Genomic DNA, 12,789 nt, shown 5'->3' with positions numbered 1-12,789 from the left:
GTGACGGCCGAACCGGTGACGGTGGCCGGGCGGTTCAGCGGGCGGGGGTCCTGCGGGCGTCCTCGCCGTCGCTCTCGATGGGTTCGGTGCGCGGGTGCGAGAAGTAGACCCGGACCAGCTTGGGCGGGGCGCTGCCGCTGCCGAGCCGCACCGGGCCCTTGACCGTCTGGTCGGGCAGTTCGTAGCCCTCGGAGATGTCGACGGAGCGGACGTAGTAGTCGCTCTTGGGGAGGGCGGTCCACTCGCAGATGCCGTTGTCGTCGGTGGAGCAGTCCGGCAGGACCTCCCGGTCGGGGCCCGGCTCGCGGGTCTGGAGGCCGGCCTTGCCGTTGCTCTCGGCCCACAGCTCGAAGACGGAGCCGGGCACGCGGTCGCCGTTCTTGGCGTCGCTCGCGACCACGCGGACGGTGCCGGCGAAGGCGGCCTGGCCGGCGGGTGTCGCGGGGGTGGCCTGGCCGGCGGGTGTCGCGGGGGTGGCCGGGCCGGCGGGCTGTCCGGCCGGCGGGCCGCCGGGCTGGACCCCGGGCCGGCCGGCCGGCTGACCGGGCTGCTCCTCGGGCCCGCCGGCCGGGCGGCCGGGCTGGACCAGGGGGCCGGCGGCCGGTTGTCCGCCCGGGGGCAGGACGGCGGCCGGGGCCACCGCCGGGGCGGGGCCGCCGGTGCCGGGCCCGTCCGGCCCCGGGCAGGCGGCGGGTGCCGGGGGCGCGGCGGCCAGCAGGGCGCCGGCCGCGAGGCCGAGCGCCCGCAGCCCCGCCGTCCGTGCGGCGGCTGTCCTTCCGGGGACCGTCCTCGGGGTCATGGCTCTCCGTCCGTTGCCTGCGGCTCGTCCCGTCCTGGGTCAGGGTGGACGGGAGCCGGCGGGGACGGCCGGACGACACTCCCCCGCTACGGCATTCCGGTCAGACAATCACTCTCAGGTGAGGGCCGATCCGGCGACCCAGTCCGCCCACGAGAGGTTCCAGCCGCCCAGGCCGTTGTCGGGGGCGACGGTCTTGTCCTTGGAGTTGACGACCTCGACCACGTCGCCGATCAGGGAGCGGTCGAAGAACCAGCCGGCCGGGGTGTCGGAGCCGCCGCCCTTGTCGTCCCGCAGGCCCACGCAGCCGTGGCTCGTGTTCAGCGAGCCGAAGGTGTCCGGGGAGGCCCAGTAGTTGCCGTGCAGGAAGGTGCCGGAGGTGGTCAGCCGCATGGCGTGCGGGACGTCGGGGATGTCGTACTCGCCGCCGAACCCGACGGTCTGCCCGTTCATCCGGGTCACGTCGAACATCTCCATCACGACCATCTTCCCGTTGTAGGTGGTCGTCTTGGGGGCACCGGCGCTGATCGGGACGGTGGACAGCACCTCGCCGCCGCGCCGCACCACCATCGTGTGCGCGGCCGCGTCCACGGTGGAGATCTGGGAGCGGCCCACGGTGAAGCGGACGGTCTTGTTCTGGATGCCGTACGAGCCGGGGGCGCCCTCGACGTCCCGCAGCGCCATCTCCACGGTCACCTGCGTGCCGGGCTTCCAGTACTCGCGGGGCCGGAAGTCCAGCCGGTCGTCCCCGAACCAGTGCCCGGTGACCTCGACCGGCGGCTCGGAGGTGACCGTGATGGCGCGCTCGACCTCGGCCCGGTTCTCGATGGAGCGGTTGAAGTTGAAGGAGACGATCATCCCGGTGCCGACGGTGGAGCGGTTCTCGGGCTTGAAGTAGCCGATGAAGCGCTCCTCGGGCACGTAGGTGGTGAAGCTGGTGTGCCGGGCCTGGCGGCGGTTGTGGCCGTCGAGGGCCACGGCGTCCACGGTGTACTTGGCGGCCAGCGCGAGCCGTCCGGCCGCGGGGTCCGGGCTCCAGCTCAGCCCGTCCGCCGCGATGGCGCCGCGTACGGGCTCCTCCTGGGCGTCCTCCACCTTGGTGACCACCACCCGCTCCAGCCGGCCCTCGGGCACGGTGACGGTCAGCGGACCGTCGGCCGGCACCCCCTTGGCCCCGTCCGCCGGGGTGACCCGGATGGCCTCGTGGGGCGCCAGGGCCTTGCCCGGCAGCTCGACCTCGACGCCCCCGGCTCCCGTGGAACCCGAACACCCGGCCAGTACGGCCACCAGCCCCGCCCAGGCCACCACGGCGGCCAAGCCCGCCCCTGCCCGCCTCTTCGCATCTCTCACGACCGTCCCAACGACCGCGGCCCTCCGGGGGAAACGTGAGTGCGGGGCGAGTTGCGGGCATGACAGGGAGAAGGACCAGACGGGGGCGGGACGCGGCCGGGACGCCGCGTCCCCTCCGCGGGTACCCAGAGCCGCGGGAGGCCGGAGAGTGTCGAGCGCAGCGGAGCGGGAGGCGGCGGCAGCGGCGCGGGGCGGACAGTCCTCGCCCGTGCCGCGGGTGAACGGAGCGGTACGGGAGGAGGTGCGGGACGGCCGCCGCGACGACGGACGGCCCGAGGAACGGCGGCCCGGGGAGCGGCGGCGTGCGGAGCCGGGGTCCCGGCGCGCGGCGCCCGCCGTGCCGGGGCCGGCGGTGTGGCCGGGGGCGCCGACCCCGCTGGGGGCGCGGTACCGGGTGGGCCCGGACGGGGTGGCGGGCACGAACTTCGCGCTGTGGGCGGGGGGCGGCGCGGAGGCGGTGGAGCTGTGCCTCTTCGACGAGCAGGGCGGCGTGGTCACCGAGACGCGCTGCGCGCTGCCCGAGCTGACGCACGAGATCTGGCACGGCTTCGTGCCGGGCGTGCGGCCGGGCCAGCGATACGGCTTCCGGGTGCACGGGCGCTGGGACCCGTGGACCGGGGCCCGGTTCAATCCGGCGAAGCTGCTGCTCGACCCATACGCCCGTGCGGTGGACGGCGACTTCTCGCTGCCGCCCGAGGTGTACGGACACGTCCGCGACTGGCCCCAGCAGTACATCGCCGACACCGTCCGCGACGACCGGGACTCGGCCCCGTACGTCCCGAAGGGCGTGGTGGTCCATGACGACGACGACTGGTCGGACGACGTACGGCCCAAGACCCCGTGGGCCGATTCGGTCATCTACGAGCTGCACGTACGCGGCTTCACCATGCGGCACCCGGAGATCCCGCCCGAGCTGCGCGGCACCTACGCCGGGCTGGCGCACCCCGCGGCCGTCGCCCACCTGACGCGGCTCGGGGTGACGGCGGTGGAGCTGCTGCCGGTGCACCAGTTCGCGCACGAGGACCACCTGCTGCGCCGGGGCCTGCGCAACTACTGGGGCTACAACTCGATCGGCTACTTCGCCCCGCACGCGGGCTACTCGGCCTCCGGGACGGCCGGGCAGCAGGTGGGCGAGTTCAAGCGGATGGTGCGGGCGCTGCACGCGGCCGGCATCGAGGTGATCCTCGACGTGGTCTACAACCACACGGCGGAGGCCGGGGAGCTGGGCCCCACCCTCTCGCTGCGCGGCATCGACAACCGCGGCTACTACCGGCTCCAGTCGGACCAGCGCCGCTACGCCGACTACACCGGCTGCGGGAACACCCTGCACGCGGGCCGTCCGCACGTGCTGCGGCTGATCACCGACTCCCTGCGGTACTGGGTGACCGAGATGGGGGTGGACGGCTTCCGCTTCGACCTGGCGGCGGCCCTCGCCCGGTCCATGCACGACGTCGACATGCTCTCGCCGTTCCTCGCGGTGATCGCGCAGGACCCGGTGCTGCGCCGGGTGAAGCTGATCGCCGAGCCCTGGGACGTGGGCTCGGGCGGCTACCAGGTGGGGGCCTTCCCGCCGCTGTGGACCGAGTGGAACGACCGCTACCGCGACGCGGTGCGCGACTTCTGGCGGGGAGCGCTGCCCGACGTGCGGGACCTCGGGTACCGGCTGTCCGGGTCCAGCGACCTGTACGCGTGGGGCGGCCGGCGCCCGTACGCGTCGGTCAACTTCGTCACCGCCCACGACGGCTTCACCCTGCGCGACCTGGTGAGCTACGAGCACAAGCACAACGAGGCGAACGGCGAGGACAACCGGGACGGCACGCACGACAACCGGTCCTGGAACTCCGGCGCGGAGGGCGAGACGGACGACGCCCGGATCGCCGCGCTGCGGCGTCGCCGGCTGCGCGCCCTGGTCACCACCCTCCTGCTGTCCACGGGCGTGCCGATGCTGACGGCGGGCGACGAGATGGGCCGTACCCAGGGCGGCAACAACAACGCGTACTGCCAGGACAACGCGGTGAGCTGGGTGGACTGGTCGCTGCTGGAGGACCCGGGCTGGCGGGAGCTGTGCGCGCTGACCGCCCGGCTGACCGGACTGCGCCGGGCCCACCCGGTGCTGCGGCGGCGGGCCTTCTTCTCGGGGCGGCCCCAGGAGGCGGACGGGCTGCGGGACCTGGCCTGGTTCACGCCCGCGGGTACGGAGATGACGGAGCGGGACTGGTACGCGCCGGCGGCGGCGGTGGGCCTGTTCCTGTCCGGCCGGGACATCCCCGGACGGGACGCGCGCGGCCGGAAGGTGACGGACGACAGCTTCCTCGCCCTGCTGCACTCGGGTGACCGGCCGCTGTCCTGGACCCTGCCCGGGCCGCCCTGGGCCTCGGGGTACGAACTGGTGGTGGACACCTCGCGGGAGGACCAGGCGGAGGCCCCGGGCGACCGCCACCGGGGCGGTGCGGCGGTGACGGTTCCGGCGCGGTCGGTGCTGCTGTGGCGGGTGACCGGGTGAGGCCCGATATTCGCTGTCCCCTGTCAGGAGCGATCCGTAGGCTCGCCCCTGATGTCTGCCCTCGATGCCTCCCCAGCAGCCCCGTCCGACGCCCCGGCCGGGGCCACTTCCCCTGATCCGGCGCCGCCCGAGCGGTCGGCGGTCCGCACGCTGCTGCGCCTGTGGCCGTACGTGCGGCCGGTCAGGGGGCGCTGGCTGCTGGCCGTGTTCATCGCGATCGTCGCCTCGTGCGTCGGGCTGGTCATCCCGCTCGTCCTGAAGTGGCTGGTCGACGGCCCGGTTGCCGCGGGCGACACCCGCGGGGTGTGGCTCGGCGCGCTGGCCGTGCTGGCGCTCGGGGTCGTCGAGGCGCTGCTGTTCGGCTTCCGGCGCTGGCTGGTGGCCCGGCCGCTGTCGCGCGTCGAGGCCGACATGCGGGCGGACCTGTACGCGCACCTCCAGCGGGTGCCGGTGGCGTTCCACGACCGGTGGGCGTCCGGGCAGCTGCTGTCGCGCGGGACCACGGACCTGATGCTGCTGCGGCTCTTCCTCGCCTTCCCGCTGACCTTCCTCGTCGTCAACGGGGTCACCGTGGCCGTGGGCTGCGTGATCCTGCTGGCGCAGGAGTGGACCCTGGGGCTGGTGCTGCTGACTCCCGTGGTGCCCCTGGTGCTGCTGTGCGGGATGTTCGAGGCGAGGTACTCGCTGGTGGCCCGCCGCTCCCAGGACCAGGTGGGCGACCTGACCACGGTGGTGGAGGAGAGCGTCCTCGGCATCCGGATCGTCAAGGGCTTCGGCCGGCACCGCAGCCAGGCGCGGGCCTTCCGGGAGCTGTCCGGGCAGCTGCGCGGCACGGAACTGGCCAAGGCCCGGCTGCTGGCGAACATCTCCGGGGTCATCACGACCCTGCCCGAGCTGGCGATCGGCGCGGCCCTGGTGCTCGGCGCGGTGCGGGTCGCGGACGGGGACCTGACGGCCGGCACGCTGGTGGCCTTCCTCTCCACGGCGCTGGCGCTGCGCTGGCCGGTGGAGTCCATCGGCTACCTGCTCGCCATGAGCCAGGAGGCCGCGACGGCCACCGAGCGGTTCTTCGAGGCGATGGACGCGGACCGCGAGGACGACACCGCGGGCCGGGTCGAGGAGATCAAGGGCGGGGACGTGCGGGGCGAGGACGCCCGGGACGGGAGCGGCCGGGGCGAGAGCGCCCGGGGCGAGAGCGCCCGGGACGGGGCCGGCCCCCGCGAGGACGGGCTGCGCTTCGAGGGCGTCAGCTTCCGGTACCCGGACGCGGAGCCCGGCTCGCTGCCCGTGCTGGACGGCATCGACCTGCACGTCCGGCCGGGCGAGACGATGGCGCTGGTCGGCGCCACGGGCAGCGGCAAGACCACGCTGACCGCGCTCGTACCGCGGCTGCACGAGGCGGACTCCGGACGGATCACGCTGGACGGCGAGGACATCACCGCGATGCCCCGCGAGCGGCTGCGGTCGCTGGTGTCGGTGGCCTTCGAGGAACCCACCCTGTTCTCGGCGAGCGTGGCGGAGAACGTCCTGATGGGCGGGCCCGAGCTGACCCGCGCCCTGGAGACCGCGCAGGCCGGCTTCGTGCACGAACTGCCGGAGGGGGCGCAGACGCAGGTCGGCGAACAGGGCCTGAGCCTGTCCGGCGGCCAGCGGCAGCGGCTCGCACTGGCCCGGGCGGTGGCCGGCAGCCCGCGCTTCCTGGTGCTGGACGACCCGCTGTCCGCGCTGGACGTGCACACCGAGGCACTGGTCGAGGCCGCGCTGCGGCAGGTGCTGGCGGACACCACCGCGCTGGTGGTGGCGCACCGCCCGTCGACGGTGCTGCTGGCCGACCGGGTGGCGCTGCTGTCCGGCGGCCGGGTCACCGCCGTGGGCACGCACCAGGAACTGCTGCGTGACAACGCCGAGTACGCCTGGCTGATGTCGGGTACGGGGCCCTTCGGGGCAGAGGGGGACGAACGATGACGGCGGTGCCGGAGGGCGACGCCTTCGACCGGGACGAGCTGGACGCGCCGCCGGGTGCGACGCGGGCGCTGCTGCGGGACCTGGTGGCCGCGCGGCGCGGGACGGTGGCGCTGGCCGGGCTGCTGCTGGTGCTCCAGCAGGCCGCGCGGCAGGCCGGGCCGCTGCTGGTCGCGTACGCGATCGACCGCGGGGTGCCCGCGGTGCGGGCCGGCGACCACGGTCCGCTGCTCGCGGTGGCCTCGGGTTACCTGGTGTGCGCGCTGGGTTCGGGGGTCTTCGAGTACGGCTTCATCCGCACGGCGGCTCGGGTCAACCAGGACGTGCTGCTCGACCTGCGGGGCCGGATCTTCCGCCACGCGCAGGCGCTGAGCGTGGACTTCCACGAGCGCTACACCTCGGGGCGGCTGATCTCCCGGTCCACCACGGACGTGGAGTCGCTGCGGGAGCTGCTCAGCGAGGGGCTCCAGGAACTGCTGTCGATGCTGCTGTCCTTCGTGTTCATCGGGTCGATGCTGCTCTGGCTGGACCTGGGGCTCGGCGCGGTCGCGGTGGCCAGCTTCGGACCGCTCGCCTTCTTCGTGCGCCGCTACCGGCGCCGCTCGCAGGTCATCTATTCGGCCCGGTCCACGGCCACGGCCTCGGTGATCGTGAAGTTCGCCGAGACGCTCAACGGAATCCGTCCGGTGCGGGTGTTCCGGCGCGAGCGGGCGAACGAGGCGGAGTTCCGTACGCTCAACCGCGACCTGGAGGTGCGGAACGGCGACGCGCTGGTGGAGATGGCCCGCTACGTGGTCCGTTCCCGGCTGACCGCCAACACCGCGGTGGCGGCGATCGTGCTGTGGGGCGGGTACCGGGTGGCGACCGGCTCGCTCGACCTGGGCGTGCTGGCGGCCTGCGTGCTGTACCTGCGGAGGCTGTACGAGCCCATCGACCAGCTCGCGATGTTCCTGAGTGCGTACCAGTCGGCCTACGCGTCCCTGGAGAAGATCGCCGGGCTGCTGGCGCAGGTGCCGTCGGTGCCCGAGCCGGCCGCGCCGCGGGAGCTGCCGGCGCGGGACGGTGCCCACCCGGGCCGCGAGGTGGTCTTCGACAGGGTGAGCTTCGGCTACCGCACGGGCGGCGAGGTGCTGCCGCGGTTCGGGCTGCGCCTGGCGGCCGGCAGCACGGTCGCCGTGGTCGGGTCGACGGGTGCGGGGAAGTCGACGCTGGCCAAGCTGCTGGCGCGGTTCTACGACCCCTCCGAGGGCCGGGTGCTGCTGGACGGCACGGACCTGAGGGAGCTGTCCACCGCCGAACTGCGGCGCGGGGTGGTGATGGTGACGCAGGAGGCCTTCCTGTTCTCCGGGAGCGTCGCGGAGAACATCGCCATCGGCCGGCCGGACGCCACCCGGGCGGAGATCGAGCAGGCCGCGAAGGCGATCGGCGCCCACGACTTCATCAGCGCGCTGCCCGACGGGTACGACACCGACGTGCGCAAGCGGGGCGGCCGGATCTCGGCCGGGCAGCGGCAGCTCGTGGCGTTCGCGCGGGCGCTGCTCGCCGACCCGGCGGTGCTGATCCTCGACGAGGCGACCAGCTCGCTCGACGTGCCCGGCGAGCGGGCCGTCCAGCGGGCGATGCGCACCGTCCTGGAGGGCCGGACGGCCGTGGTGATCGCGCACCGGCTGTCGACGGTCGAGATCGCGGACCGGGTCCTGGTCATGGACGCGGGCCGGATCGTCGAGGACGGGACGCCGGCCGAACTGATCGCGGGCGCCGGCCGGTTCGCCGACCTGCACCGCGCCTGGCGCGACAGCCTGGTCTAGGCGCGCACCGGAGGCGGTCCGCCCGGCCCTGCCGGTGGCCCTGGCGGGCCATAGGTCTGCCGTCGTGGACCCCCGTGCCACGACGGTGGCGACGTCCGCTGGGGATCCCCCGAGCCGGGGTGCCCGTGTGTGGCGGGCACCCCGGGGTTCGTGGGGGAACGGAACCAGCCGGAGACCGGGGGGCGGCCGTATCCGGCTGTTCGTCGCGGAACAGACATTGACACGGGCTGCCCGGAATCACGACACCTTCTGGCTGTCCCGGACGCCGGACAACTGTCCTGCCTGGTCAGCGGGTGTCCGGATATGCGCTGTGCCTCGTGCCGGCGGAGGCAACGTCCGGAACTGGCCTTGTCCGGGGAGGCCGCTCGGGCAGGATGAGCCGCATGGAGCAGATCCACCGGGAGCCCGCACCCCACGAGGCGGGTGACGCGGCCGGGTTCGTCGACCTCATGCGCTCGCTCAAGGACCGCTCGGGTCACACCTACCGGCAGTTGGAGGAGCGGGCGGCGGAGCGCGGCGACGTGCTGCCGCGGTCGACGCTCGCCGGGGTGCTGGGAGGGCGGACGCTGCCGCGGCCGGAGCTGCTGGCCGCGTTCGTGCGGGCCTGCGGCGACGCGGACCGGATGGACGAGTGGGTCGGCGCCTGGGCCGGGCTGGCCGGCCAGCAGGCCGTGGATTCGGGGTCCGGGACCACGGCGGCATCGCCGTCCGTGGCCGCGGGGGTCCTGGGCGTGCCGGGCGGGATCGGTGCGTCCGGTGCGGAGGGTGCTGTCGGCACGGAGGGTGCCGCGCTGGCGTCCGGTGCGCCGGCCCCGGGTTCCGTTCCGGGGATGTCCGGCGCCGGGGCGCCGGGCGCGGGTACGGCGGACACGGGTACGGGTACGGCCGCCGCGGAGGCGGCGCCCCGGCGGGAGTTCACCGCGCGGGCGGCGGCGGGCGGAGCGCCGCGGGCCCTGCCCTGGCGGCTGACCTGGCGTACCGCGGCGGCGGCCGTGGTGGCCGCGGCCGCCCTCACCGCCGCCGGGATGCTCGCCGGCCAGGGGGCCTCCGACGGGGACGAGGGCAGCGGCCCCGCAAGCGGTACGGGGAGCACGGCCGACCCGGTCCTGCCCACCGGCTGGGTCCAGATCCATCCGGCGGGGGCACGGTCCCTGTGCCTCACGGACGGCCGGGTGCGCGACAGGAGGTACACCCCGCTGGTCGCCGTACAGCGCCCGTGCGCGTCGGTCGGACCGCAGAACACCCTGCTCCACCCGCTGGGCGGGGACCTCTACGAGATCCAGTGGCACCACCCGGACTACGGCAAGGGCTGCCTGCGGGCGCTGACCGAGGCGGACGGCGCGGGCGGCACCGGGCTGCTGGAGCCGATGGACGACTGCTCGCGGGGCAGCCGCTTCCACGTCGAGCCGTCGGGGCCGCGCGAGGACGGGGTGTACGTGTTCCGCGTCGACGGCCAGGGGTGCGTGGGCATCAGGGGTTCGGGCCGGGAGGCCGGCACCGAGGCCGTGATGGAGCGCTGCGCGGGCAAGGGCGGCCAGCTGTTCACCATCGAGGCGGTCAGCTGACCGCACCGCGTGCGGGCGGGCCGGCCGCAGCTACGGCTACGGCTACGGCTACGGCTACGGCTACGGCTACGGCTACGGCTACGGCTACGGCTACGGCTACGGGAACCACACGGCGGGCGGGCGGAGCCGGCCGCCCCGCGGCACCGGTCGGGTTCAGCCGTTCTCGACGCGCAGCAGCATCCGCTTGAGCAGGGCCGATACGGCGGCCTGCTCGTCGGCGCCGAGGGGTTCGACCATCGCGTCCTCGGCCACGCCCCGGAGCCGCATCGCCTCGTCCCAGCGGGCGTGACCCTCCTCGGTCAGCTCCACGTCCACCCGGCGCCGGTCCTCGGTGCCGCGCAGCCGGCGGACCAGCCCGGCCTTCTCCAGGGTGTCGAGCCGCCCGCTCATCCCGGCCGGGGAGAGCAGGAGTTCGGCGGCGAGCTCGGAGGGCGTGGCCCGCCAGGGGGCGCCGCGGGAGGCGAGGCGGTGCAGGGTCTCGTACTCGAAGAGCTGGAGCCCGACCTCGGCGAGGGCACGGTCCTTGGCCTGGTTCACGTGCTTGGCGAGCATCTGGATGCGGGTGACGATCTCCTCGACGCGCTCGTCGAAGGGCGCCTTGCCGCGCCAGCGGGCGATGTGCCGGTCGACCGAGTCCTCGCCCGGCGGCTCCTCTTCCATGCGGCCCATTATCGGGGCCGGGGTTCCGGGGCCGCCGGGCACCCTTTTATTTCGTTGACGAATGATTCGCTGCCGAAATAACTTCCGTGTCATGACCACGATGACCCCGCGAACGTGGCGGCTGCTCACGGGCCGCACCTTCGCCTCCTTCGCCACCGCGCTGATCCCCACCACCCTCACCCTGGCCGTGGTCCGCACCGGTTCGGCCGGCGACCTCGGCCTGGTGCTGGCCTGCGAGCTGCTGCCGATGCTGCTCCTGCTGCCCGTCGCGGGCGTGGCGGCCGACCGGTTCCCGGCCCAGCGGGTGGTGCTCGCCGCCGACCTGGTGCGGGCCGCCGCCCAGTTCGCCACCGGCGCGCTGCTGCTGGCCGGGCCCGTCCGGGTGCCCGAACTCGCCGTGCTGGCCGCGGTGACCGGAGCCGCCGTGGCCTTCGGCACGCCCTCCACCCACACGCTGGTGGTGGCCGTGGTGACCGAGCCCGAGCGGCTGCTGCGGGTCAACGCCCGGCTCGGGGTGGCCACCGGGCTGGCCCAGATCGCCGGTCCCGCCTCGGCGGGTGCCCTGATGCTCGCCGTCGGGCCGGGCTGGTCCTCGCTGCTGACCGGCGCCCTGTTCACCCTGTCCGCACTCACGCTCGGGGGGCTGCGGACCGCGCGTGCCGCGCGCCCGGCCGTACGCACCGGCTTCGTCGCGGAGTTGCGCGAGGGGTGGGCCGAGACCCGGCGGCACCCGTGGTTCCTGGCCAATGTGCTGGCCCACGGGGTCTGGCACCTGGCGGCCGGACTGCTGCTCACCCTGGGGCCGCTGATCGCGGTGGAGTCCCTGGGCGGCGCGGCCTCCTGGGTGGTCGTCGCCCAGGTCGGCACGGTGGGCATGCTCGCCGGCGTGTGGGCCGCCGGGCGGCTGCCGGTCCGCAACCCGCTGGCCTGGGTGGCCGTCGGCGCCGCGGTGTACGCGCTGCCGCTGGTCGCCCTGGCGCTGCGGCTGCCCGTGCCGGTCACCGCAACCGCCTACTGCCTGGGGATGTTCGGGCTCGGCGTGCTCAGCCCGCTGTGGGAGACCGAGATGCAGCGCCGGATCCCGGCCGAGGCCCTGGGCCGGGTGGGCTCCTTCGACGCCCTGATCTCCTTCGCCTCACGGCCGTTGGGGCTCGCGGTGGCCGCGCCGCTGGCCGCCGTGACGGGGACCGCCGCGCCGCTGCTGGTCGCGGCCGCCCTCGTGGCCGCCGCGAACCTGTCCGTACTGCTGCTTCCGGACGTACGTGAACATCCCGTGAAGGAAAACGGACTCGTCCTGCGATGATGTGCGCCGAAGCGGGCGGTTCGGACCCGCGTTCTACCGAGGGGATCGGTGCGATGGGCAGAGTCGGGACCGCGCTGCACGAACTGCGCGGAGCGCAGAAGTCCGCCAAGGGGGTGTCGCTCTACTCCCGGTTCGTGAACCGGCCGGCCGGGCGCTACCTGGCTGCGGGCTCGTACGCGCTGGGGCTCACCCCGAACCAGGTGACGCTGGTGAGCGCCGCGTTCAGCTTCGCCGCGGTGGCCGCGGTCGCGCTGAGCGCGCCGTCGTGGGGGCTGGGCGTCGCGGTCTGGGCGGCGCTGGCGGTGGGCTTCGCCTTCGACTCGGCCGACGGGCAGCTCGCCCGGCTGCGCGGCAGCGGGAGCGCCGCGGGCGAGTGGCTGGACCACGTGGTGGACTGCGCCAAGCTCACCGCGCTGCACACCTGCGTGCTGATCGCCTTCTACCGCTTCCCCGAGGCGTACGGCATATCCGGGGACGGCGGCGAGGCCTGGCTGCTGGTGCCGCTGGGCTTCCAGTTCGCCGCCGTCGTCACCTTCTTCGGCGGCCTGCTGACCGAGAAGCTCAAGCCGAAGCCCGCCCCGGGCAGTGCCGCGGCGGCGCCGTCCACGCTGCGCGCGGTCGCGCTGCTGCCGGTGGACTACGGAGTGTTCTGCCTGGTGTTCCTGCTGCTCGGCGGGGGCGGGCTGTTCCGCTGGGCGTACGCGGCGCTCGGCGCGGTGGCCGTGCTGTTCCTGGTCGCTTTCCTCGCCAAGTGGTTCCGGGAGCTGAGCGCCGTCAAGCGGTGAGCCGGGGCCCGGTGCGGGCAGCTGCCCGGCGGTCTGCCGCCCGGCGGGCCGCCGCCC

At 74.7% G+C, this 12,789-nt stretch carries 9 protein-coding genes; 6 read left to right on the top strand and 3 right to left on the bottom strand.

Annotation, left to right across the window (positions count from 1 at the left end; translation table 11 throughout):
- Positions 1 to 34: 34 nt before the first annotated feature.
- Entirely contained in the window at positions 35 to 799 is a 765-nt protein-coding gene (locus ACIQUQ_RS01700; protein ID WP_403969971.1) for a SpaA isopeptide-forming pilin-related protein, read from the bottom strand.
- Between the two features lie 114 nt (positions 800 to 913).
- Complete coding sequence (locus ACIQUQ_RS01695) at positions 914 to 2,113, bottom strand: Ig-like domain-containing protein (RefSeq protein WP_403969968.1); 1,200 nt, start codon at positions 2,111 to 2,113, stop codon at positions 914 to 916.
- Between the two features lie 181 nt (positions 2,114 to 2,294).
- Between ACIQUQ_RS01695 and glgX the strand changes: the two genes are divergently transcribed.
- The 4 genes from glgX to ACIQUQ_RS01675 all read left to right on the top strand — a co-directional run bounded on the left by glgX (position 2,295) and on the right by ACIQUQ_RS01675 (position 9,984).
- Positions 2,295 to 4,649, top strand: a complete 2,355-nt coding sequence (glgX, locus tag ACIQUQ_RS01690) for a glycogen debranching protein GlgX (RefSeq protein ID WP_403969965.1) — start codon at positions 2,295 to 2,297, stop codon at positions 4,647 to 4,649.
- 51 nt (positions 4,650 to 4,700) lie between these two features.
- The gene (locus ACIQUQ_RS01685) at positions 4,701 to 6,614 is read left to right on the top strand and encodes an ABC transporter ATP-binding protein (protein WP_403969962.1); all 1,914 of its coding nucleotides are present in this window, start codon (positions 4,701 to 4,703) and stop codon (positions 6,612 to 6,614) included.
- Entirely contained in the window at positions 6,611 to 8,419 is a 1,809-nt protein-coding gene (locus ACIQUQ_RS01680) for an ABC transporter ATP-binding protein (protein WP_403969959.1), read from the top strand. Before ACIQUQ_RS01685 ends, ACIQUQ_RS01680 begins: the two co-directional genes overlap by 4 nt.
- Before the next feature lie 383 nt (positions 8,420 to 8,802).
- Entirely contained in the window at positions 8,803 to 9,984 is a 1,182-nt protein-coding gene (locus ACIQUQ_RS01675; RefSeq protein ID WP_403969955.1) for an RICIN domain-containing protein, read from the top strand.
- Positions 9,985 to 10,137: 153 nt separating this feature from the next.
- Here ACIQUQ_RS01675 and ACIQUQ_RS01670 read toward each other — a convergent pair whose 3' ends face one another.
- Entirely contained in the window at positions 10,138 to 10,644 is a 507-nt protein-coding gene (locus ACIQUQ_RS01670) for a MarR family winged helix-turn-helix transcriptional regulator (RefSeq protein ID WP_403969951.1), read from the bottom strand.
- 91 nt (positions 10,645 to 10,735) lie between these two features.
- On the opposite strand from ACIQUQ_RS01670, the gene ACIQUQ_RS01665 reads away from it, so the two are divergent.
- Positions 10,736 to 11,947, top strand: a complete 1,212-nt coding sequence (locus ACIQUQ_RS01665; RefSeq protein ID WP_403969948.1) for an MFS transporter — start codon at positions 10,736 to 10,738, stop codon at positions 11,945 to 11,947.
- Positions 11,948 to 12,000: 53 nt separating this feature from the next.
- On the top strand, positions 12,001 to 12,732 hold the full coding sequence (locus ACIQUQ_RS01660) for a CDP-alcohol phosphatidyltransferase family protein (RefSeq protein ID WP_403969945.1): 732 nt from the start codon (positions 12,001 to 12,003) through the stop codon (positions 12,730 to 12,732).
- Positions 12,733 to 12,789: the final 57 nt, after the last annotated feature.

Source organism: Streptomyces sp. NPDC101118, assembly GCF_044759445.1.
Classification (GTDB): Bacteria; Actinomycetota; Actinomycetes; order Streptomycetales; family Streptomycetaceae; genus Streptomyces.
Note: the sequence above shows the minus strand (reverse complement) of the source record. Positions and strands in the feature narration are given on the sequence as shown.